Raw genomic sequence first — 20,641 nt, 5'->3', positions numbered from 1 at the left:
GGGCCGGGTCAGGGCCGGGCTTGCGCGTCCGTGGCGTCCATGGAGGTCCGGGAGCCGCTCCGGAGGTCCTTGACGCCGTTCGGCGCCGGCCGGGGCGGGGAGCCGCTCCCGCCCTGCCGACACCCACTAATGTGCCGGACGCGTGTTAAGCGGGTGCTGCGCGCACGTGACACGCTCGTACCACTTCCGCGAACCCCGCCTCACCTCAAGAGGCGCCCGTGAACCCGCAGTTCACCGGGGGTTCGCTACTGCTTTCCGCCCTTGGCCAGGAAGGCCAGCAGGTCCTGCCGGCTGACCACGCCGGTGGGCTTGCCCTCGACCAGGACGATCGCCGCGTCGGCCGAGCCGAGCACGCTCATCAGGTCGCCAACCGGCTCGCCGGAGCCGACCTGGGGCAGCGGGGCGGACATGTGCTTCTCCAGCGGGTCCTCGAGGGAGGCGCGCTTGGAGAACAGGGCGTCCAGCAGCTCCCGTTCCACCACGGACCCGACGACCTCGGCGGCCATCACGTCCGGGTGACCGGCGCCCGGCTTGACGACCGGCATCTGCGAGACGCCGTACTCGCGCAGCACCTCGATGGCCTGGCCGACGGTCTCCTCCGGGTGCATGTGCACCAGGGAGGGGATGGTGCCGCCCGCCTTGTCGTTCAGGACGTCACCGACGCGGGCGCTCGGGCCCTCGTCCTCCAGGAAGCCGTAGTCGGCCATCCACTCGTCGTTGAAGATCTTGCTGAGGTAGCCGCGCCCGCTGTCCGGAAGCAGCACGACCACGACATCGTCGGGCCCGAGCCGCTCGGCGACCCGCAGCGCCGCGACGACGGCCATGCCGCAGGAGCCGCCCACCAGCAGGCCCTCCTCCTTGGCCAGCCGGCGGGTCATCTGGAAGGAGTCCTTGTCGGACACGGCGACGATCTCGTCCGCGACGGTGCGGTCGTAGGCGGTCGGCCAGAAGTCCTCGCCGACGCCCTCGACCAGGTACGGCCGCCCGGACCCGCCGGAGTACACCGAGCCCTCGGGGTCGGCGCCGACGACCTTGACCTTGCCGTCGCTGACGTCCTTCAGGTAGCGGCCGGTACCGGAGATGGTGCCGCCCGTACCCACGCCCGCCACGAAGTGGGTGATCTTCCCCTCGGTCTGCTCCCACAGCTCGGGGCCGGTCGAGTGGTAGTGCGAGAGCGGGTTGTTGGGGTTGGAGTACTGGTCGGGCTTCCAGGCTCCCGGGGTCTCGCGGACGAGCCGGTCGGAGACGTTGTAGTAGGAGTCCGGGTGTTCAGGAGCGACGGCGGTCGGGCACACGACGACCTCGGCGCCGTAGGCCCGCAGCACGTTGATCTTGTCGGTGGAGACCTTGTCGGGGCACACGAAGATGCACTTGTACCCCTTCTGCTGAGCCACGATGGCCAGCCCCACACCGGTGTTGCCGCTGGTCGGCTCGACGATCGTCCCGCCGGGCTTGAGCTCACCGCTCTGCTCGGCGGCCTCGATCATGCGCAGGGCGATGCGGTCCTTCACGGAGCCGCCCGGGTTGAAGTACTCCACCTTGGCCAGGACGGTGGCCTGGATGCCCTTGGTCACGTTGTTGAGCCGCACCAGCGGGGTGTTGCCGACGAGGCTGATCATCGAGTCGTGGAATTGCACCGTTGTCTCCGGATGCTGCAAAAGATGTGGTCTTAGTGGTGTCGCCAGCCTAAGGCCAGCTGTGTGGCTGACGCGGCCGTTCACTCCCCGTTGAGATTGACGCACGGTCCGTACGGGGCAAGGAGTGGGTGTACGGCTACGAGGAGGTGGCGGCGACGCATGACCAGCATGTCGAGGGCGAGAGTGGCCCGGCGCATCGCGGCCGGAGCGGCGTACGGCGGTGGCGGGGTCGGGCTGGTCGGCGCGGCCGCGGTCGGTCTGCTGCTCGCGGAGGTACGGCTGGCCCGGCGCCATGTGGGCAACCACAGCGGCGGCCGCGTCCCGGTGGCCGACGGCGTGTACGGCCACGCCTACGACGTCCCCGGAGAACCGCCCCTCCGTCTGATCATGCTCGGCGACTCCACTGCGGCCGGGCAGGGCGTGCACCGGGCGGGCCAGACACCGGGCGCGCTGCTGGCCTCGGGCCTGGCGGCGGTGGCGGAACGCCCGGTGGAGCTGCGGAACGTGGCGTTGCCGGGCGCCCAGTCCGACGACCTGGACCGCCAGGTGGCGTCGGTGCTGTCGGGGGCGTCGCCGGTCCCGGACGTGTGCGTGATCATGATCGGCGCGAACGACGTGACCCACCGGATGCCGCCGACCCGTTCCGTACGGCATCTGTCGGCGGCGGTACGCCGGCTGCGCACGGCCGGCGCGGAGGTGGTGGTCGGCACCTGCCCCGACCTCGGCACCATCGAGCCGGTGCAGCAGCCGCTGCGCTGGCTGGCCCGGCGCGCCTCCCGGCAGCTGGCGGCGGCGCAGACGATCGGGGTGGTGGAGCAGGGGGGACGGACGGTGTCGCTGGGCGACCTGCTGGGCCCCGAGTTCGAGGCGAACCCGCGTGAACTCTTCGGGCCGGACAACTACCACCCCTCGGCGGAGGGGTACGCGACGGCGGCGATGGCGGTGTTGCCGACGGTGTGCGCGGCGCTGGGCCTGTGGCCGGCGGAGGAGGAACGGCCGGACGTGTCGCGGCGCGAGGGCTTCCTGCCGGTCGCCCGCGCTGCCGCCGAGGCGGCGTCGGAGGCCGGTACCGAGGTTACGGCGGCGATGCCGACGGGGCCGCGGGGTCCTTGGGCGCTGCTGAAGCGACGCCGCCGGCGCCGCGTACCGGAGGCCGAGCCCGCCCGCCCGTCCTTGTGACCCACCTGGGGGCTCCGCCCCCGGACCCCCACTCTGCCCACCCGACTCGGTCGGCTGGAAGGCGGGGGAAGGGGCACCCCATCGCCCTGAGCCGCCCCGCCCCGGCCCCCGGCCCAACCGCCCCCACCGCCATCGACCGGCCCAGCCCACCAGCCGCGCCCCGGCCACGCCGCCCTCCCACCCCACCGCGCCCGGCCACCACGCCTTCCATCACCGCCCCATCACGCGCCCTTCGCTCCCCGCGACCCGCCACGGCGCCTCCCACCCAGCCCGATCCCGCCACGCCCGTTTCGCACCCACCGCGCCCCATGACGCCGCCTTCGCACCCACCACACCCCCCGCCACGCCGCCTCCCCACACACAGCGACCCCGTCACTTCCCTTTCGCACCCACCCCGACCCCGCCACGACGTGCCCGCCCACGGAGACCCCTCGCGGCGCCTTCTCAGCCGACCGAAACGGGTGGGAGGGTGGGCGAGAGCGGGGGTCCAGGGGGGCGGAACCCCCTGGGGTGGCAACCGGGTCCACCCGCACGATGTCGGCCAAGCCGCCGGAGACCCAAGCAAGCGCTTAGTAAACTGCGGTCAGTGTCACACCCCGACACCGGTGACCTGGACCATACGTAGCGGTAACTTCCCAACCGGCCCTGCCCGAAAAGCAAACCCCGTTCACTGGAGCCGTGATGCCCGAAGCCGTCATCGTCTCGACCGCCCGCTCCCCCATCGGCCGCGCCGTCAAGGGCTCCCTGAAGGACCTGCGCCCCGACGACCTGACCGCCACGATCATCCAGGCCGCGCTCGCCAAGATCCCCGAGCTGGACCCCAAGGACATCGACGACCTGATGCTCGGCTGCGGCCTCCCCGGCGGCGAGCAGGGCCACAACCTCGGCCGGATCGTCGCCGTACAGATGGGCATGGACCACCTTCCGGGCTGCACGATCACCCGGTACTGCTCCTCGTCCCTGCAGACCTCCCGCATGGCCCTGCACGCCATCAAGGCCGGCGAGGGCGACGTCTTCATCTCGGCCGGTGTCGAGATGGTCTCGCGTTACGCCCACGGCAGCTCCGACATGCCCGGCACGCACAACCCGCTGTTCGCCGAGGCCGAGGCCCGCACCGTGGCCACCGCCGAGTCGACCGGCTCCACCTGGCACGACCCGCGCGAGGACGGCCTGCTGCCCGACCCGTACATCGCGATGGGCCAGACCGCCGAGAACCTGGCCCGCGCCAAGGGCATCACCCGCCAGGACATGGACGAGTTCGGCGTCCGCTCGCAGAACCTGGCCGAGCAGGCCATCAAGAACGGTTTCTGGGAGCGCGAGATCACCCCGGTGACCCTCCCCGACGGCACGGTCGTCAGCAAGGACGACGGCCCGCGCCCCGGCGTCACCCTGGAGGGCGTCGCGGGCCTCAAGCCGGTCTTCCGCCCGGACGGACTCGTCACCGCCGGCAACTGCTGCCCGCTCAACGACGGCGCCGCCGCCGTCGTCATCATGAGCGACACCAAGGCCCGCGAGCTGGGCCTCACCCCGCTCGCCCGGATCGTGTCCACCGGCGTCTCCGGCCTCTCCCCCGAGATCATGGGCCTCGGCCCGGTCGAGGCGAGCAAGCAGGCGCTGCAGCGTGCCGGCCTCACCATCGACGACATCGACCTGGTCGAGATCAACGAGGCGTTCGCCGCCCAGGTGATCCCTTCCTACCGGGAACTCGGCATCGACCTCGACAGGCTGAACGTCAACGGCGGCGCCATCGCCGTCGGCCACCCCTTCGGCATGACCGGCGCCCGGATCACCGGCACGCTCATCAACTCCCTGCAGTGGCACGACAAGCAGTTCGGCCTGGAGACGATGTGCGTCGGCGGCGGCCAGGGCATGGCGATGGTCATCGAGCGCCTCAGCTGATCCACCGTCCGTAGCGAGGCAGGCGCCTTACGTCAGGAAACGGCCCGGAACCGAGAAAACTCCACGGTTCCGGGCCTTTTCGTGATCCAATCTCCCCCAGGATGTGACCTATCTCGCTCGACGGACACATCGGCGCAGGTCAGCGCGGGTCAGCGCGGTTCGCAGCGAAAGCACGAGGCCAAAGTCCTGTCCGTTTCGTGACGTTACGCACTGACAGCTGCTTAGTCCACCCTTCAAGCTGATGTAGGAAGTCGGGGGTCGACTTTGAACCGGGAGTACGTCAGTGAGCGCCATGCCCATCGCCCTGCTGCTCACCACGGCCGCCACCGGCGCCGTGGGCGTCGCCGTCCTGCGCACCGTCCTGAAGCTGCGCCGCCAGCTGGCAGAGCTGCAGGCCCAGCTCGCCGAGCGCCAGTCGGCCGCCATGCGCGCGCTGCTGCCGCACGCCCGCAGCAGCGCCGACGCCGACCAGATACGCGCCGCCGTGGCCGAGGCGCTCGCCGAGGAGCGGGAGCGCGAGCTGGCCGAGGCACGTGCCTTCTGGGCCGCGCAGGAGGCCCGTGACGCCTCCGACACCCCGACCCTGCTCGGACTGCCTGACACCGAGCTGTTCCTGCCCCGGCAGACCGATTTCGCCGGCCTGGAGCCGGTGTCCGAGCCGACCGCCGACGCCGACGAGTTCGCCGGGGAGTCCCCGGAACGGGCCGCGGCCCGCCGCCGTCACCCCTCGCACCCCGACTTCGTCCCGGTGCAGTCGCCGGCGGTGAACGATCACGAGCGCACCGTGACCACACTGGAGCAGCTGGCCGCCGAGCGCGTCGAGCTCTCCGACGTCCGCCCGGGCCCCCTCGGCACCCTCGACGTCTACGTCTTCGCCGACGGCACCACCCTCTGCATGACCCCGGGCCACCGCGAGACCGCCGAACGCCTGGCGGCAGCGGTGGACGCGGGCGAGGCCCCGTATCTGCTCGGCGGTTCCGGCGTCTCCGGCGCCTACTCGCTCACCTTCGCCTACGGCGAGGACGACGAGAACATGGTCTACATCCTGGCGGACAGGGTCATCGCGTCACTCTGAGGGCCCTTTGACACGGGGCGAGGGACCGCGCGCCCCGAAGGGGCGCCTCAGACCCCCGCCCTCTGCCGCGCCTCCTCAACCACCCGCACCGCCTCGGCGACTTCGTCGTCACTGCGCAACACCACCGCCAAGTCATGCGCGGCCACGAGAATCTGATCAGCCGCGGCGAACATCCCGGCGTCCGGCATCTCCCGCGGCTCGCTCCCAGGCTCCTCGACGGCCTGGGCCCGCCGGGCCAACTCCCTGGCCAGCTCGAGAGCCTCGGCCGCGGCACCCCGCTGAAGCCGGCTCTGCGGCGCCGCGCGCAACTTGTCGGCGAAGTGATCCACTGCTCGGGTCAAGGGCGTCGTATCAACCACGCGCCGAGCGTAACGTGCCGCACTGTTGCCAATACGCGAACGCTCAGGCACGGTGACGTGAAGGACCGGCTTACATCCCCTTTGCGTTCGGAGGCGCCGATGTCCCAGCTCTTCTCGGAGGAGACCCACCGCAATCTGCTCGCCCGCATCCCCCACTGCACCGGTCGCGAAGTGTCCGACTGGCTGCGCACCGTTGAAGAAGGCCCCGCCCTGTTCCGCTTCGAGGAGAAGGTCAGCTGGCTCCGGCACGAGTACGACCTCGCCTACGGCCACGCGAAGGCGATCGTCCACGAGTACGACCTGAGGAGGGCGGCACGCAAGCTGCTCTAGCCGCCGCCGAAGACGGCGAAGGGCCCCGGGTCGGAACCCGGGGCCCTCCTCATGACCGGCGTCAGCGCTAGTCGTTGTTGGTGAAGATCGCCACCAGTCGCAGCATCTCCAGGTAGATCCACACCAGGGTCACGGTGAGACCGAACGCGGCGAGCCAGGACTCGTTGCGCGGGGCGCCGTAGGCGATGCCGTCCTCGATCTGCTTGAAGTCGAGGGTCAGGAAGAACGCACCGAGCACGACGGCGATGATGCCGACGAGCGCGCCGAGCGGACCGAAGCTGCGCAGACCGCCGTCCTCGGCGACGCCGAACACGACCAGCAGCAGGTTGACCGCCATGACCACCAGGAACGCCATGGCGATGGCCATGCCGATGCGGGCGTAGCGGGCGGTGACGCGGATCCAGCCGGCCTTGTAGACGAGCAGGGTCGCGGCCGAGACCGCCATGGTGCCGAGCACCGCCTGGAAGGGGGCGCCGCTCCAGCGGCTGTTGTACATCTCGCTGATGACACCGAGGAAGACGCCCTCGAAGGCGGCGTATCCGAGGATCAGCGCGGGCGACGGGGTGCGCTTGAAGTTCTGGACCATCGCCAGGACGAACGCGACGATCGCCGAGCCGACGGCCAGGCCGTAGCTGGTCGCCGTGACCGGCAGCAGCGCCCAGGCGAGGACGGCGCCGACGGCGACGGTGCCGAGCGTGATGGCCGAGCGGACGACGACGTCGTCCATGGTCATCCGGTCGGTGGTGGCGGGGGCCTGCGGCGGGGCGCCGACACCCTGCTGGGCGTACGGGTTCTGGGCGTAGGGGTTCTGCGCGTACGGGTTGCCCTGTGCGTACCCGGCCTGCGGTGCGGTGTTGAAGCCGGCGTAGCCGTTGTCGCGGCTGAACCCCCGTCGCGAGAAGACCGGGTTGCTGCTCCTCATTTCACTCCTCCATGGCTGCCATGCACAGCCTTGGCTCAAGAGTAATGGATTGGCAAAGGACTGACCATGATACTTGAGGAGGATCTTTCCCCTGCCGTGCTGCCCAACACGCTACGCGGACGAGTGATTCCCGGCCATGGGTGATCGCCTTCCATGACGAACCTGCTACCTCGCCGAGACCCGCCGCTAACCCAGCGGGAATCCGGTGTACGCCTCGGCCAGGTCGGTCTCGGCCGCGCGGGAGGAGGCGATCCGCTCCAGCCGGGCCCGCTGGAGGCGGGCGTCGAAGGGTGTGGCGTCCGGGCCCGGATGGAGCATCGTCGTCATGTCGTAGGAGAACCGCTCGGCCTGCCAGACGCGGCGCAGACAGGTCGCGGAGTAGGCGCCGAGGAGGTCCGCCGAGCCGGTCTCCTTCTCGTGGACGAGCGCGCGGGCGAGGGTGACGACGTCACCGACGGCGAGGTTCAGCCCCTTGGCCCCGGTCGGCGGCACGATGTGAGCGGCGTCACCGGCGAGGAAGAGCCGGCCGTGACGCATCGGCTCGTGCACGAAGGAGCGCATCGGTGTGACCGACTTCTGGGTGATGAGGCCGCGTTCCAGCCGCCAGCCGTCCGCGGTCTCGAAACGGCGCTCCAGCTCCGACCAGATCTCGTCGTCCGTCCACTCGTCGGCGTCCGTGCCGGCGGGCACCTGGAGATAGAGGCGGGAAACGGACGGGGAGCGCATGGACAGGAGGGCGAAGCCGCGGTCGTGGCGGGCGTAGACGAGTTCGTCGTGCGAGGGCGCGACATCGGCGAGGATGCCGAGCCAGGCGTAGGGGTACGTCCGCTCGAACACCCGGGACAGGGCGGCCGGGAAGGCCGCCCGGGCCACGCCCCAGAAGCCGTCGCAGCCGACGGCGTAGTCGCACTCCAGCACGTCCTCGCGGCCCTCGTGCCGGAACCGGACGCGCGGCCGGTCGCCGTCGGCGCCCTCCACCGCCAGCGCCTCCGCCTCGAACAGCAGCGGTCCGCCCTCCTTCAGCTGAAGGGCGATCAGGTCCTTGCAGACCTCGGTCTGGGCGTACACCATCACCGACCGCCCGGCGGTCAGACCGGGGAAGTCGACGCGGTGGCGGCGCCGGTCGAAGCGCAGCTCGATGCCGTCGTGCCGCAGGCCCACCCGGTCCATCCGCTCCCCGGCGCCGGCCGCGCGCAGCACGTCGACGGTGCCCTGCTCCAGGATTCCGGCGCGCTGCCGATGTTCGACGTAGGCGCGGTCGCGGCTCTCCAGGACGACCGAGTCGATGCCGGCGCGGTACAGCAGCCGCGCGAGCAGCAGTCCGGCCGGCCCGGCTCCGATGATGGCGACGGTGGTGCGCATCGGTTCGTCCTTTCGGGTCGACTCTACGGCGTTCGCACAGTGAACTTTTCTTCACTAACTTGCGGCAGAGTCTGCGCCGGGAGCCGACCGATGTCAATGGGGCGCATCGCGCCCCATTGGGCCGTCGCTCGGCGCGGCGTTCAGTGACCCGGCCAGCCGTCCAGATGGCGGTGCAGGGTGACGGTGGGTTGCGCGTCCGCCTTCGGCGCGTGGGCGACGGCATCGCGCAGGACCGCGCTCACCTCGCCCGCCAGGCCGTCGACCCGGGTCTTCAGCTCGCCCGCGGGCAGCGTGGAGCGGGTCAGCGCGTCCAGCCGGCGATGGATGTCGGCGAGCCGCCGCCGGGTGTCGGCGTCGAGGGTGAGCGGTGCCGGCGTGGAGACGACGAACTGGTAGGCGCCGGCGAGGGTCTGGCAGCCGGTGCACTCCTTGTTGGCCGCGTCGCTGAGGTTCACGGCGTTCAGGTGTGTGCGCTCACCGGCGATCGTGACGATCTGGAAGGACAGCGCGACCGACCGGCAGTGGTCGTCGGCCGAGCAGCCGGCCGAGACGGCGTTGGCCTGGTTGCGCACCCCCGCCGCGTTGACGGTGCCGAACTGGCGGACGGTGAAGGAGTCCTCGGCCCGTGTGTGATGGGCCCGGTCGGCGTGGCTGAAGACGTGGTCGGAGGCGAAGGCCGCGTGCGAGGCGCCGGTCGCCGCCTGGGCCGGTACGGCGGTGGCCGCACCGGCGATTCCGGCCGCGAACAGGCCGAGGCCCAGGGCGCGGCGGGCGAGGGGGTGGTTGCTGGAGCGTGCCTTGCGATGGCTGCTCATGGGTTCTCCTGCGATGTCATGAGGACTGCCTGCGAAGAGCGGGCTTCGGGCAGTGGACTTCGGGAAATTGACTTCGAGAGGTCAGGACGACGCCGGCGCGGGCGAGTCGCCGGACGGTGCGGGTGTGGGGCTTGCGGTCGGTGACGTGGGGATGCTCTCCGACGGGGTCGGGGAGGTCGGGGTTCCGGGGTCCGGGCTGGTGGGCGGGGGCGTACTCGCGGTGCCACCGCCGGTGGAGGAGTCCGGCTCACGGGACTTCGAGCCGGTCGGCGTGCCCGGTGCCGGAGCCGAGGCCGAGGACTGCGGCGCGGAGGCGGACGCGCTCATCGAGGTGCCCGGCGACGGCCCGTCGCCCGACGCCGACGCGGACGCCCCCGGCACCGCCGAAGGCGACACGGAGGCGCCGCCGGCGCCGTACCCGCCGTGCCCGCCGTGGCCCGGGGTCGAGGCGTCCCGCGGCGAGGGCTCCTCGGTGGGCACCCCGGGCTGCAGGATCGGCGCGATCGGCGGCTTCTTCGGCAGCGGCTTCGGGGTCACCCCGGACACCCAGGCGTAGGAGAGCCCGGTCAGTCCGGCGAGGGCGAGCACGCACAGCGCGAGCCGCAGCCAGGGCCGTCCGGCCGTGGAGCGCTTCGCGGCCCGGAAGAGCCGGCCGCCGATCTTCACCGACAGATAGACGACACCGGCCATCGGGCACAGCAGCATCACGCAACCGATCACCCCGACGAGCCCGGCGACGATCTGGCCGTGCGCGAACGCCCCGCCGGTGCCGAGGAGTTGCTCGGTCAGCGAGCGGACCATCGTGGTGAGGATCCGGGGCAGGTTCCACAGCGCGTAGCCCATCTCGCCGACGATCAGCGGCACCATCGTCAGCACCCAGCCGGCCACGATGGTGCGCGCGGACCTCTTCAGCCCGGCGACCTCCGCGCGCGCCGCCCGGCCCTTGGCGCCCGGCACGAGCGAGAGCAGGATCGGCTTGATCTTGCCGTAGAGATCGGGCACTCCGGCGAGGTCGCCCAGGATGTAGTAGCCGTCCAGGCGGACGGCCGGCATCAGCTGTTCGAGGATCTCGAAGTGCCCGAGGTAGACGGCGGCCAGGAAGAACTGCGCCCCGGTGGCGAAGTAGGCCCCGGCCATGGCCAGCATGAAGACGACGTTGAAGTACACCCCGCCGAGGTCCGTGCGGAGCCGGCCGGCGCGGGAGATCCGGTAGACGTCGGTGACGTCGGTGTACATCGACGGCCAGATGAGGAACAGCCCGCAGCCGATGCAGCCGGGCCGGGCGCCGCCGTACCGGCAGGCCGAGGCGTGGCCGAACTCGTGGAAGACGAGCGAGGCCACGGTGAGGGCGAAGACGATGAGGATCAGCACCGGCTGGTCCAGGACCTCCAGCACCGGTTCGATCGCCCCGAAGAAGCCGAACAGCCAGACGTCCATCGCGAGCGCCGTGAGCAGGACGGCGGCGACCACGGCCGGGCGGTGCAGCCAGGTCAGGGCCCGCGCGATCCGCGCCGTACGGCGTTCGTCGAAGATCACCCGGTGACCCTTGAGGGCGAGCAGCAGGTCGGAGCGCGGGGCGTCGACCTCGTCGTCCTCCTGGCCCTCGGGCACGCACACGCCGAGCGGTTCGAGCTTGTTCTCCACCAGGTAGCGGATGTTCTCGCCGCTGACCTCGCGGCCGTAGCGGGCGCTGACCCGGTGGGCGATCGTCTCGACGTCACGGACGCCGTCGACGGACGACGCCACCAGGTACAGCAGCCGCGACAACTGGACGACCTGCCCGTCCCCCCGACGGGCGATGTACTTCGGTTCGGTGAAGCCCGAACCCTGGTACTCGCCGTGCAGTCGCAGTCCCGCGCTGAGCCGCGGGGCCGGCCGGACCGGCGTTCCGACGACCGGCAGGCTGCCGGTCGTCACCTGTTCGTACGTCACCGGCCAGCCGCCGGGTCCGGGTACCGGACCGGTGTCGTACAGCGCGCTGGTGCCGTCGTCGAGCACCGTCATCTGTGGTTCTCCCCCCACGTTCCCCCCGGAAAAGACCGCGGGGACGGACCACCCGCACGCCCTGTGCCTTGTTGCCCTCCGGGGCGCTCGGCGCCCCTTCGGGCTGGTGCGATCCGTCCCCGCGGCCGTGGTGCCGTTACTGGGTGACGCTGATCGTCTGCTGGGCCGACGACTCGGCGTCCGACCACGAGGAGTGGTCGTTCAGGGCCGCCGACTCGTTGTGGGCGTTGATGTTCGCCACGTGCTTGGTGACGTTGACCGTCCGGTGGAAGCTGAACTTCAGCCGGCCGAGGGCCTCACGGCCCGGCAGCAGCTCCGCGGACTCGCCGTCCAGCTCGCGCATGTCCATGCTCATGGTGGTTGTCCTTTCGTGGTGGGTGGGTCGGGTACGCGGGCTACTGGCTGACGCTGATGGTCTGGCCGGCGCCGGAGTCGGCCACGGACCACGAGGAGTGGTCGTTCAGTGCGGCGGACTCGTTGTGCGCGCTGATGTTCGCGACGTGCTTGGTGACGTTGACCGTCTTGCCGAAGCTGAACTTCAGCCGACCCAGGGCCTCGCGGCCCGGCAGCAGCTCCGCGGACTCGGCGTCGAGCTCGTGGGCGTTCAACATGGTCGATTCCCCCTCGGGAAACAGGCGCTTCCGGTCGGAGAGAGTCAGGTTCCCCCCGCACTCTGTCCAACTTGGTCGGACGAGCTGTCCAACGAGATTGGACACTAGGGCCCCGTGACACCGCTCCGCAACCCCGATCCGGTGAATCACCCTTTCGGCGCCCCCGCTACCCGACCGTAGAATCGGCGCTGACAGGCACGGTCAGGTCGAGCGGCGAGCAGGAAGTGGACTTCGGTGGCCAACGCACTGCAGCAGTTGATCCGTGAGCGTCTCGACCGCAAGGGCTGGTCCTACGGCGACGTGGCACGGCGCGGCGGTGTGCCCCGCTCCACCGTCCACCACCTGGCCACCGCCGACCGGGTTGTCCGCATGCCCCAGGCCAGCACGCTGGAAGGCCTGGCCAAGGGCCTCGAACTGTCACTCGACGCCGTGCGCCGGGCCGCGGCCGAGGCCTGCGGCATCCACGTCTACGGCACCCCGGCCGCCGAGGACGCCGACGGTACGGCCGCCCGCACCACCGATCCCGAGGTGGATCTGCTCATCGCCAGCGTGCAGCAGTTGTCGGCCGAGGACCGCCGGCATGTCGCCGCCCTGGTCGAGTCCCTGCTCGGCCGCTCCGCTCGCCCGGCACCGGAGAAGTGATCCGGCGGCCCACTCGTGGACCGCGCCGGAAAAATCATGCGACTTCCCCCGAATTGGCCCTCGTCCCCCGCTAGTCTCTCGTCCTGCCCGAGGAGCGAGAGCCGTACGACCACCCGGGCTCTTTGGGGGGAACGTGTTGTTCGTGCATGGCGGGCCGACCACCGCGGTGGTGCGGGGCCCCGCCGGTGAATCGGTCGTCCTGCTCTCCGGCGAGCTGCCCGAGGTGCTCACCGAGGCCGCGGTGACCGAGCTGCTGGACCTGGCCGCGGCGATCCTGGACGCGGACGAGCTGGAGCTGTTCCACGCCTGCCTGCGCACCCTGCGCACGGACGGGCTCCGGGCGGGCCGGAGCATCGAGGTGGACGGAGCGGTACTGACGGTGTACGAGGGGTGAGGAGCTACGAGGTCCGCCCCTGCGACAGGAGCGCGGTTGGTGCCCGGAGCCGGACTTGAACCGGCACGCCCGCGAAGGGGCAGCGAGGTTTGAGCCCCCTGGGGCGTAACGGCGTTCGATTCACCGAGGTTCATCCCCAAGAGTGTCCTGCCGCGTGTTCGATTTCGGATGCCCACGTACGACGGTGAACTGCAACCGGGACTGCAACCAGCAGGCTCCTACGGCCAGCCCGGTCACACCGCTCGCCGATTACTCAGGGCTACCGCGAAGACTAGGCACGCACGGGACCATCCCCGCGGGCGCGGGGAGCACGACACCGTGCTGAAGGCGGCTGGCGTCGACCTCGGACCATCCCCGCGGGCGCGGGGAGCACTGCCGCCCGCGCTGCCCGCCGGACCGCCCGCCGGGACCATCCCCGCGGGCGCGGGGAGCACGCTTCGTGATCTGCGGCTTTGTAACGGAGGTGGGCCGCTCTGAAGCAGTTTCACTGATTCCGCCAAATCGCCAATAAGGTGCATTACTGCGCTCATCAGTTCTTGCCGTAGCGCCGTCGCTTGGATGCGTTACTCCAGCCTTTCCGCCGAGCGTTCACGGCATTTGAGGAGCTCTGGGTGTTGGGGCGGCGGATCAGGGTCAGGCCCTCGTGGTCGACCGGGTGCCAGGCATGGTCGTAGGTGCGGAAGGTGAAGCCCTGTTCATTGTTCGTCGTGTGGGCAAGGAGGGCACGGCCCTGGTGGGCGTACTGCTGGACCTCATTCCAGAGCAGGTCACGGATCCGGGCGGACGGGTTGCCGATGAAGACGCCGGCGGAGATCTCAAGGAGCCAGCGGGTGAGGAAGCCCCTCAGGCCCGGCGGGCAGTTGGTGAGGACGATGACGGTCACCAGGAGAGCTCCACGTCGCCGTAGGCGTCGTGCTCATCGGCTCCGCCGCCGTAGTTGCGGCCCGCAGCGACGGTGTGGCCGCTGTCGCTCTGGAGGGTGACGACGTCGAGGTCGTCGTTCGTCGCCCTAGCCGAGGCAGCCTCCGGCAGCAGGAGGCGTTTGATGTCGTTGACGCAGCGGTCCAGCAGGGACGTCTCGTTGATGCGATCCCGTAGAGCACGGCGGGTGCGCGGGCCGACGTCTTCGTCGTCCTCGGCTGCGACGTCGAAGGCGAGCGGGATGCCAATCTCCGTCTTGTACAAGTCGGCGATGTCGAGGACGAAAGACAGTTCGTGGCCGGAGTGGACGAAACCGAGCGCGCCGGACCAGATGGTTCGGGGCATGGCCAACCTCCGCAGTAGCCCCGAGCACCACCAGCGTACGAACGACGCATCTGCCCCGCATGCGCGGCGCCGCGTCGCCGGGAGGTGAGGGCTGGGCCGTCTGTGGGCCGTCGAAGAGTGGCCCACAGCGACCATCAACAACCAATGACCACCCCGCGAGCACAGGTCAGCGCTGTGCCCACGTCGATGGCGCGAGGTCGGTTCGGGCTGACGTCACTTCTTCGACTACTGATCGCGCTCGACGGAACTGGACTCGCCCACGAAGGCTCTACCGACCACTTGATCCGCGCGGCGACACGCGATACGCCATTCCTTGATCCGCTGCCGCTGACAGCGAGAGCTCTATTGACGCGAAAGGTGCCGATTTGGGCATCTTCTTTGTGTATGTGCCAGCGTTGGTGTTCTTTGGGTTGGGAATCGTGCGGATCCTCAAAAGGAGAGGAGTTCGGACCGAGGGTCGGCGTGGCGGTATGAGCTGGAACGCCAACATTTCTTCGATCGATGTTATTTATCGAGACGAAAGGGGGAAAGGCATTATGTCACGATCGTAGCCGAGGGTATCGGGCTTATGGCACCTGTCCGCCTCGTAGACCTGCTTCGTGATTCCTGGGGGACTGCGGTATTACGTCGACGTACTGCTGAAGGGGGGAGTAAGAAGTTCACAGCGAATGCACCCGCAGGGCCGAGCCATATCCGTCCACCGGGAACGGTGCCTGGAGAATGGCGCAGCTGTAGTGCCGCTCGGCATCGTTGAAGTCCGTTTTCGCGTGCTGAGGAAGCCTTTTCCAGCAGATCATCACTCGTTTTGACCGATCCGGGCCCGACCCTGTTCTCTGCCGTCACCGGCTATCGCCCGCAGCGTTGATCCGCCCCGGATTGCGGCGCGACGCCAATGGCGTTCGCCTACAGGGGGTCATGGTGTCTCACGCAGGGCGACGTGACACCTTTTGCTACAAATGAACGACGGAACTAGCCTCATTTTATGGCTATCGCGACCACGAATCCTGTGACGGGCGAGGTCATCAGGACCTTCGAGGAACTCACCGCCGAGCAGTTGGACGACAAGCTGGAGCGGGCCGCCGCCGCGGCAAGGTCCTATCGCCTCACGAGCGTTGAGCAGCGCGCTCAATGGCTGAACCAGGCAGCCGATGTGCTGGAGAAGGACGCCGACGACGTCAGCCGGATGATCACCACGGAGATGGGCAAGACGCTCCGGGCCGCCCGCGAGGAGGTGGCCAAGTGCGTCCACGGACTGCGCTTCTACGCCGCCCACGGCCCGGACTTCCTGCGGGATCTGCGGAACGACGCCGGGAACGTCGGCGCCAAGGAGTCCTTCGTGACGTACCAGCCGATCGGCGTGGTACTGGCGGTGATGCCGTGGAACCTGCCGCTGTGGCAGGCGATGCGCTTCGCCGCGCCCGCGTTGCTGGCGGGGAACGTCGGGGTGCTCAAGCACGCCTCGAACGTGCCGCAGTGCGCGCTGTACATGGAGCGGCTCTTCCGTGAAGCGGGATTCCCGGACGACGTGTTCCAGACGCTGCTGATCTCCGCGCGCCGGGTCGAGGAGGTCCTGCGCGACGACCGGGTGGCGGCCGCGACGCTCACCGGCAGTGAGCCGGCGGGACGTTCGGTGGGCGGGATCGCCGGTGACGTGATCAAGAAGGTCGTGCTCGAACTCGGCGGCTCCGACCCGTTCATCGTCATGCCGTCCACGGATCTGGACCGGGCGACCGACGTGGCGGTCAGGGCGCGGACGCTCAACAACGGGCAGTCGTGCATCAACGGCAAGCGGTTCTTCGTCCATGAGGACGTCGCCGAGGCGTTCCTGGAGGAGTTCACCGCGAAGATGGCGGCCCTGGTGGTGGGGGACCCGATGGAGGACGCCACGGATGTCGGTCCGCTGGCGACCGAGTCCGGCCGGGCGGACGTCGAGGCGTACGTGGACGACGCGGTCGGCAAGGGCGCGACGGTGTTGACGGGTGGGAGGCGTCCGGACCGGCCCGGCTGGTTCTTCCCGCCGACCGTGCTGACGGGCATCACGGACGAGATGAAGATGTTCCACGAGGAGGTCTTCGGCCCGGTCGCCCAGGTGTGGACCGTGGCGTCCCTGGAGGAGGCCCTGGAGATCGCCAATGGTCACCCGTACGGTCTGGGTTCGAACCTGTGGAGCGAGGACCAGGCGGAACGGGACCTGTTCGTCCGGGATGTGCAGTCCGGTATGGCCTTCATCAACGGCAACACCACCAGCTACCCCGAAATCCCCTTCGGCGGGGTCAAGCGCAGCGGCTACGGACGCGAACTGTCCGACCTCGGGATGCGTGAGTTCATGAACGCCAAGACCGTCTGGATCGGGCAGGACGCCGCCTGAGCGCGGGCGGGACTGTCCCCACGGAGGTGGGAGCATGAGCGGCAGCAACACGGCCCGGGGCCGTCCGGAGGTGGCGGTCCTCGGGATCGGAACCATGGGCGACGCCATGGCGCGGAACATCGCCGCGGCCGGGCTGGGGCTTCGGGTGTGGAACCGCCGGCGGGCGGCGGCCGAGCCGCTGACCGAGGTCGGCGCGGTGGTGTGCGACACGGCGGCTGAGGCCTGCCGCGGGGCCAAGGTCGTACTGACCGTTCTCGCCAACGAGCGGGTGGTGTCCGAGGTGATGGACCAGGCCCGTGACGGTCTGGACCGGGACGCCGTGTGGCTGCAGTGCTGCACCGTCTCGCCCGAGGGCAGCCTGCGCCTGGCGGAGCAGGCCGACGGACTCGGCGTCGCCTTCGTCGAGGCGCCGGTGCTGGGCACGAGGGAGCCGGCCGTCGCCGGCACCCTGACCATTCTGGCCGCCGCGTCGCACCTGTGTGCCGGCGAGCGTGTTCAGCCGGTCCTGGACGCGGTGGGCACGCGCACCGTCTGGCTGGACCACATCGGGCAGCCCAGCAGCCTCAAGCTCGCTTACAACGCGTGGGTGCTGACGACCGTCGAAGGCATCGCCGAGTCCCTCACCCTGGCCGAGGCGCTGGGTGTCGACCCCCACCAGCTGATCAACGTCATCAGCGGCAGTGCGCTGGACAGCAAGTACGTGCAGTCCAAGGGCCCCAAGATGATCAGCGACGACCTCGACACACCGTCCTTCCCGCTGGAGGCGGCGGCGAAGGACGCCGCTTTGATCACCGAGTCTGCTCACGGTGCCGGGCTGCGGCTGGGCATCGCGGAAGTCGTACGTGACCGGTTGCAGTCGGCTGCCACGCACGGTCAGGGGCGGGCGGACGTGGCGGCCACGTACCGGCTGTCGCGACGGGCGGCCTGATCGGGCCGTCTCCCGGACACCGGTCCGGGTTCGGGCCCGCCGAAAGGAGGCATTGATGACACGAGCAGGAGTCGCGTCGGCGCGGACGAGTAGCGCGCAGCTCGCGGACATCGTTCCACGGGTAGACGACGAGCAGTGGGAGTCGCCCTCCGCCTGCAAAGGCTGGCGGGTCATCGATGTGATCGCCCACCTGGCGGCCCTCGCCCATGAAGCGGTCGAACCCCCCACACCGGACCCGTCCTGGCCGCAGGTTCGCGAGCGCTACCACGACATGCGGGTCGACGAGCGCCGCGGCTGGAATCACCGTGAGGTGATCGACGAGTGGAGGCGCTACACCCCCCGGCAGTTGGAGCTCCTGGAAGCGGGCCAGAAGACGCCGCGAGCGGACGACCCGATACCGGTGCCGGGCTTGGGAACCTATCCGCGGCATCTGCTGGCCGACACCATGGCGTTCAATGTGCTCTGCCATCTGCGTTACGACCTGCTCGGCCCGCGGGGGCCGCTGCCGTTCACGGTTCCGGCGCCGACAGACGAACTGGTGGCTCCGGCCGTGGAGTTCATGCTCGCCGGGGTGCCGCAGATGCAAGGTCACGACCTGGACGCCGCGGTCACCGAGCCGCTCGTGCTGGACCTGACCGGCCCCGGTGCCACGACGGTCACGATACTGCCCGCCGAGGGCGGGCCCGCCGGGCTGACTGTTGCGCCTGGCGCCCTCGGCTCGACCCAGGTCCACAGCAGCGCGGCCGACTTCATCTGCTGGGGTACCACCCGCACTCCGTGGCGCGAGCACTGCGAGATCACCGGAGACGCCGCTGTCGCCGAGCCGTTCCTCGACCGCCTCGACATCATCTGACACGCGATCCCGTTCTTGGCCTTTCCCCCCGCGGGGCGCGGTCGCAAGCGGCAGCACCGCTCTCGCCGTTTGAATGCAAAACAGCTCCGAGAACACCATCGACAAGTCGATAACCGCGAACCGGACAGACGAAAAGGAAGTGCGTCACCATGTCGAATTCGTCGCTGAAGAAGGTTCTCATCACGGGAGCCGGTTCCGGCTTCGGTTTCGAGGCGGCCATGCGGCTGGCCCAGAAGGGATTCGACGTCATCGCCAGCGTCGAGATCTACGCCCAGGTGCAGACCCTGAAGTGGCAGGCGGCCGAGCGGAAGGTCGACCTGCACGTGGAGAAGCTCGACGTAACCAACGACGGCGACCGGCGCAAGGCTCTCGACTGGGGCGTGGAGATCCTCGTGAACAACGCGGGCGTCGGAGAAGGAGGCTCGACGGTCGACATCCCCGGCGCGAACATCCGGCACCAGTTCGAGGTCAACGTCACGGGGCCGCTTCTGCTCACCCAGGGGATCGCCAAGCAGATGATCAAGCGCGGCGAGGGCCGTATCGTCTGGGTCTCGTCACGGGAAGGCCTGAACGTCAATCCGTTCACGGGTATCTACTCGGCGTCCAAGCACGCGATCGAGGCGATCGCCGAGACCATGGCGTACGAGCTGCAGGAGTACAACATAGAGGTCGCCACGGTGAATCCGGGGCCGTTCCTGACCGGCTTCAACGACCGGATGTTCCAGACGTGGGAGAGCTGGGAGGACGACCCCGCGGAGCGACTGTTCGACTACTCCGAACTCGCCTTCCCGCGGGCGCAGTTCGACCCTGAAGCCGTCTTCGCCACGCTGACGGCCGTGGCGGCCGGCGAGGTCGACAGCTTCCGGAACCTGGAGCCGAAGTCCATGATCGACGAGACCAAACAGCTGCAGCGGGTTCCGTGGGAGCGCAAGGTCACCGATGGCCTCGGTACCCGGCATGAGGCCATCAAGAACGCCTACAAGATGAAGCCGGAGACACCGGTCTCGGCCTGAACCGGCATCGCATCAACGTGGCGGCCCCCGGCAAGGACGGCAGGGGCGCACGACACCAACGCGGCGCTACCGGAGCCTGGACGCGCGGATGGCACGCGGGCCACGACCCGGCCGCGCCCCGTGGTGCCGGGACCGTGGTCGCACCCCGGTCGCGGGCTGAGCCGCCGCGACGCCGTCAGGCGAGGACTTCGAGGAGTCGTTTGCCGAGGACCCCGGCCGAGTGCGGGTTCTGGCCGGTGATGAGGTTGCGGTCCTCGACCATGTACGGCTCCCAGTTCGGACCCCGGCTGAAGTCGACCCCGAGCTTCTCCTTGAGGTCGGTCTCCAGCAGCCACGGGGCTCGGGGGGCCAGCCCTACGCCTTCCTCCTCGTCATTGGTGAAGGCCGTGATCTTGTAGCCCTTGAACGGCGAGACACCGTGGATCCGGGTGGCCAGCATCGCGGCCGGGGCGTGGCACACGATCGCCAGCGGCTTGCCCGACTGCAGCTGCTCGGTCAGCAGGCGCCCGGTATCGGGGTCGAACGCCAGGTCCTGCATCGGCCCGTGACCGCCCGGCAGGTAGACGGCGTCGTAGTCCTCGAGCCGCACGTCCGAGAGCTTGAGCGGCCGCCGCATCCCCTCGGCGTCGCGAATGATGTTCTCCTGCTGCAGGGCCCCGTCCTCACCACCGTTGAAGGACGGGCGCAGGCTCATCATGTCGACGGTGGGAATCACGCCGCCCGGAGTGGCGATGATCACTTGGTGACCGGCATCCGTGAGGATCTTGTACGGGTTCGCGAACTCTTCCGCCCAGTAACCCGTGGCATGCCTCGTGCCGTCCTTAAGCACCCAGTAGCTGGCACCGCTGACGATGAACAGTACCTTCGCCATACCCCATGCTCCTTCGTCCCGACCTTCGCGCGCAGGCGCGACCACGGCTGGGCAGTCCCCGCGCACTTCGCACGCTAAGCGGGCCATTGCCGTCGCGCACTTCGGAGCCGCGG

The 20,641-nt window shown here is 69.7% G+C and carries 20 protein-coding genes, 1 pseudogene and 1 CRISPR repeat array; of the genes and pseudogenes, 10 read left to right on the top strand and 11 right to left on the bottom strand.

Annotation, left to right across the window (positions count from 1 at the left end):
• Positions 1-245: 245 nt before the first annotated feature.
• Positions 246-1,637 carry a cystathionine beta-synthase gene (locus AB0M27_RS19870; protein ID WP_365723160.1) on the bottom strand — a complete coding sequence of 464 codons (1,392 nt, stop codon included), beginning with the start codon at positions 1,635-1,637 and terminating at the stop codon, positions 246-248.
• A 159-nt stretch (positions 1,638-1,796) separates the two neighbouring features.
• On the opposite strand from AB0M27_RS19870, the gene AB0M27_RS19865 reads away from it, so the two are divergent.
• The 3 genes from AB0M27_RS19865 to AB0M27_RS19855 all read left to right on the top strand — a co-directional run bounded on the left by AB0M27_RS19865 (position 1,797) and on the right by AB0M27_RS19855 (position 5,790).
• A complete protein-coding gene (locus AB0M27_RS19865; RefSeq protein ID WP_365723159.1) occupies positions 1,797-2,816 on the top strand; it encodes an SGNH/GDSL hydrolase family protein in 1,020 nt (339 codons plus the stop codon).
• Between the two features lie 681 nt (positions 2,817-3,497).
• On the top strand, positions 3,498-4,715 hold the full coding sequence (locus tag AB0M27_RS19860) for an acetyl-CoA C-acetyltransferase (protein WP_365723158.1): 1,218 nt from the start codon (positions 3,498-3,500) through the stop codon (positions 4,713-4,715).
• A 283-nt stretch (positions 4,716-4,998) separates the two neighbouring features.
• A complete protein-coding gene (locus tag AB0M27_RS19855; RefSeq protein WP_365723157.1) occupies positions 4,999-5,790 on the top strand; it encodes a hypothetical protein in 792 nt (263 codons plus the stop codon).
• Positions 5,791-5,837: 47 nt separating this feature from the next.
• Here AB0M27_RS19855 and AB0M27_RS19850 read toward each other — a convergent pair whose 3' ends face one another.
• On the bottom strand, positions 5,838-6,149 hold the full coding sequence (locus AB0M27_RS19850; RefSeq protein WP_365723156.1) for a hypothetical protein: 312 nt from the start codon (positions 6,147-6,149) through the stop codon (positions 5,838-5,840).
• Between the two features lie 99 nt (positions 6,150-6,248).
• On the opposite strand from AB0M27_RS19850, the gene AB0M27_RS19845 reads away from it, so the two are divergent.
• Entirely contained in the window at positions 6,249-6,479 is a 231-nt protein-coding gene (locus AB0M27_RS19845; protein ID WP_020940491.1) for a DUF4287 domain-containing protein, read from the top strand.
• A gap of 67 nt (positions 6,480-6,546) precedes the next feature.
• Here the strand turns inward: AB0M27_RS19845 and AB0M27_RS19840 are convergent, their stop codons facing one another.
• From AB0M27_RS19840 to AB0M27_RS19815, 6 genes are all read right to left on the bottom strand, one after another.
• Positions 6,547-7,401: a Bax inhibitor-1/YccA family protein gene (locus AB0M27_RS19840; RefSeq protein ID WP_365723155.1), complete on the bottom strand. Its 855-nt coding sequence runs from the start codon at positions 7,399-7,401 to the stop codon at positions 6,547-6,549.
• Between the two features lie 186 nt (positions 7,402-7,587).
• Positions 7,588-8,763, bottom strand: coding sequence for a 4-hydroxybenzoate 3-monooxygenase (locus AB0M27_RS19835; protein ID WP_365723154.1), 1,176 nt, complete (start codon positions 8,761-8,763; stop codon positions 7,588-7,590).
• Between the two features lie 140 nt (positions 8,764-8,903).
• Entirely contained in the window at positions 8,904-9,578 is a 675-nt protein-coding gene (locus tag AB0M27_RS19830; protein WP_365723153.1) for a hypothetical protein, read from the bottom strand.
• Between the two features lie 81 nt (positions 9,579-9,659).
• Positions 9,660-11,582, bottom strand: a complete 1,923-nt coding sequence (locus tag AB0M27_RS19825) for a hypothetical protein (protein WP_365723152.1) — start codon at positions 11,580-11,582, stop codon at positions 9,660-9,662.
• Between the two features lie 136 nt (positions 11,583-11,718).
• A complete protein-coding gene (locus AB0M27_RS19820; RefSeq protein ID WP_365723151.1) occupies positions 11,719-11,937 on the bottom strand; it encodes a hypothetical protein in 219 nt (72 codons plus the stop codon).
• 40 nt (positions 11,938-11,977) lie between these two features.
• Complete coding sequence (locus tag AB0M27_RS19815) at positions 11,978-12,193, bottom strand: hypothetical protein (protein WP_153543116.1); 216 nt, start codon at positions 12,191-12,193, stop codon at positions 11,978-11,980.
• Positions 12,194-12,427: 234 nt separating this feature from the next.
• Here AB0M27_RS19815 and AB0M27_RS19810 point away from each other — a divergent pair, with 234 nt between their 5' ends.
• A complete protein-coding gene (locus tag AB0M27_RS19810) occupies positions 12,428-12,835 on the top strand; it encodes a helix-turn-helix transcriptional regulator (protein ID WP_365723150.1) in 408 nt (135 codons plus the stop codon).
• Between the two features lie 142 nt (positions 12,836-12,977).
• Positions 12,978-13,229 carry a hypothetical protein gene (locus AB0M27_RS19805; protein ID WP_365723149.1) on the top strand — a complete coding sequence of 84 codons (252 nt, stop codon included), beginning with the start codon at positions 12,978-12,980 and terminating at the stop codon, positions 13,227-13,229.
• 282 nt (positions 13,230-13,511) lie between these two features.
• Positions 13,512-13,663: direct repeats of the CRISPR family, unit length 28 nt; unit sequence GGACCATCCCCGCGGGCGCGGGGAGCAC.
• Positions 13,664-13,758: 95 nt separating this feature from the next.
• Here the strand turns inward: AB0M27_RS19805 and cas2e are convergent.
• Together cas2e and AB0M27_RS19795 are read right to left on the bottom strand one after the other, a co-directional pair.
• Positions 13,759-14,112 (bottom strand): type I-E CRISPR-associated endoribonuclease Cas2e, encoded by a 354-nt coding sequence (gene cas2e, locus AB0M27_RS19800; RefSeq protein WP_365723148.1) that lies wholly within the window; start codon positions 14,110-14,112, stop codon positions 13,759-13,761.
• Positions 14,109-14,471: pseudogene (locus AB0M27_RS19795) on the bottom strand (type I-E CRISPR-associated endonuclease Cas1); the annotation flags it as partial. The gene cas2e and the pseudogene AB0M27_RS19795, both read right to left, overlap by 4 nt.
• A gap of 1,006 nt (positions 14,472-15,477) precedes the next feature.
• Between AB0M27_RS19795 and AB0M27_RS19790 the strand changes: the two are divergent.
• From AB0M27_RS19790 to AB0M27_RS19775, 4 genes are all read left to right on the top strand, one after another.
• A complete protein-coding gene (locus AB0M27_RS19790; RefSeq protein ID WP_365723147.1) occupies positions 15,478-16,863 on the top strand; it encodes an NADP-dependent succinic semialdehyde dehydrogenase in 1,386 nt (461 codons plus the stop codon).
• Between the two features lie 34 nt (positions 16,864-16,897).
• Complete coding sequence (locus tag AB0M27_RS19785) at positions 16,898-17,791, top strand: NAD(P)-dependent oxidoreductase (protein ID WP_365723146.1); 894 nt, start codon at positions 16,898-16,900, stop codon at positions 17,789-17,791.
• Between the two features lie 55 nt (positions 17,792-17,846).
• The gene (locus AB0M27_RS19780) at positions 17,847-18,644 is read left to right on the top strand and encodes a maleylpyruvate isomerase family mycothiol-dependent enzyme (protein WP_365723145.1); all 798 of its coding nucleotides are present in this window, start codon (positions 17,847-17,849) and stop codon (positions 18,642-18,644) included.
• A 149-nt stretch (positions 18,645-18,793) separates the two neighbouring features.
• Positions 18,794-19,657, top strand: coding sequence for an SDR family oxidoreductase (locus tag AB0M27_RS19775; RefSeq protein ID WP_365723144.1), 864 nt, complete (start codon positions 18,794-18,796; stop codon positions 19,655-19,657).
• 175 nt (positions 19,658-19,832) lie between these two features.
• On the opposite strand, the gene AB0M27_RS19770 is transcribed toward AB0M27_RS19775, so the two are convergent.
• A complete protein-coding gene (locus tag AB0M27_RS19770) occupies positions 19,833-20,528 on the bottom strand; it encodes a type 1 glutamine amidotransferase domain-containing protein (RefSeq protein ID WP_365587765.1) in 696 nt (231 codons plus the stop codon).
• Positions 20,529-20,641: the final 113 nt, after the last annotated feature.

The sequence above is a fragment of the Streptomyces sp. NPDC052107 genome, assembly GCF_040680215.1.
In the GTDB taxonomy this organism is placed as follows: Bacteria; Actinomycetota; Actinomycetes; order Streptomycetales; family Streptomycetaceae; genus Streptomyces.
This window is presented reverse-complemented; position numbering and strand designations above follow the sequence as displayed.

Bases quoted from the DNA above. Each gene is read 5' to 3' on its own strand.
- AB0M27_RS19780 (WP_365723145.1), top strand. From the start codon at position 17,847: ATGACACGAGCAGGAGTCGCGTCGGCGCGGACGAGTAGCGCGCAGCTC.
- AB0M27_RS19815 (WP_153543116.1), bottom strand. From the start codon at position 12,193: ATGTTGAACGCCCACGAGCTCGACGCCGAGTCCGCGGAGCTGCTGCCG.
- AB0M27_RS19835 (WP_365723154.1), bottom strand. From the start codon at position 8,763: ATGCGCACCACCGTCGCCATCATCGGAGCCGGGCCGGCCGGACTGCTG.
- AB0M27_RS19830 (WP_365723153.1), bottom strand. From the start codon at position 9,578: ATGAGCAGCCATCGCAAGGCACGCTCCAGCAACCACCCCCTCGCCCGC.
- AB0M27_RS19785 (WP_365723146.1), top strand. From the start codon at position 16,898: ATGAGCGGCAGCAACACGGCCCGGGGCCGTCCGGAGGTGGCGGTCCTC.
- AB0M27_RS19820 (WP_365723151.1), bottom strand. From the start codon at position 11,937: ATGAGCATGGACATGCGCGAGCTGGACGGCGAGTCCGCGGAGCTGCTG.
- AB0M27_RS19825 (WP_365723152.1), bottom strand. From the start codon at position 11,582: ATGACGGTGCTCGACGACGGCACCAGCGCGCTGTACGACACCGGTCCG.
- AB0M27_RS19840 (WP_365723155.1), bottom strand. From the start codon at position 7,401: ATGAGGAGCAGCAACCCGGTCTTCTCGCGACGGGGGTTCAGCCGCGAC.
- AB0M27_RS19865 (WP_365723159.1), top strand. From the start codon at position 1,797: ATGACCAGCATGTCGAGGGCGAGAGTGGCCCGGCGCATCGCGGCCGGA.
- AB0M27_RS19845 (WP_020940491.1), top strand. From the start codon at position 6,249: ATGTCCCAGCTCTTCTCGGAGGAGACCCACCGCAATCTGCTCGCCCGC.
- AB0M27_RS19775 (WP_365723144.1), top strand. From the start codon at position 18,794: ATGTCGAATTCGTCGCTGAAGAAGGTTCTCATCACGGGAGCCGGTTCC.
- AB0M27_RS19790 (WP_365723147.1), top strand. From the start codon at position 15,478: ATGGCTATCGCGACCACGAATCCTGTGACGGGCGAGGTCATCAGGACC.
- AB0M27_RS19860 (WP_365723158.1), top strand. From the start codon at position 3,498: ATGCCCGAAGCCGTCATCGTCTCGACCGCCCGCTCCCCCATCGGCCGC.
- AB0M27_RS19770 (WP_365587765.1), bottom strand. From the start codon at position 20,528: ATGGCGAAGGTACTGTTCATCGTCAGCGGTGCCAGCTACTGGGTGCTT.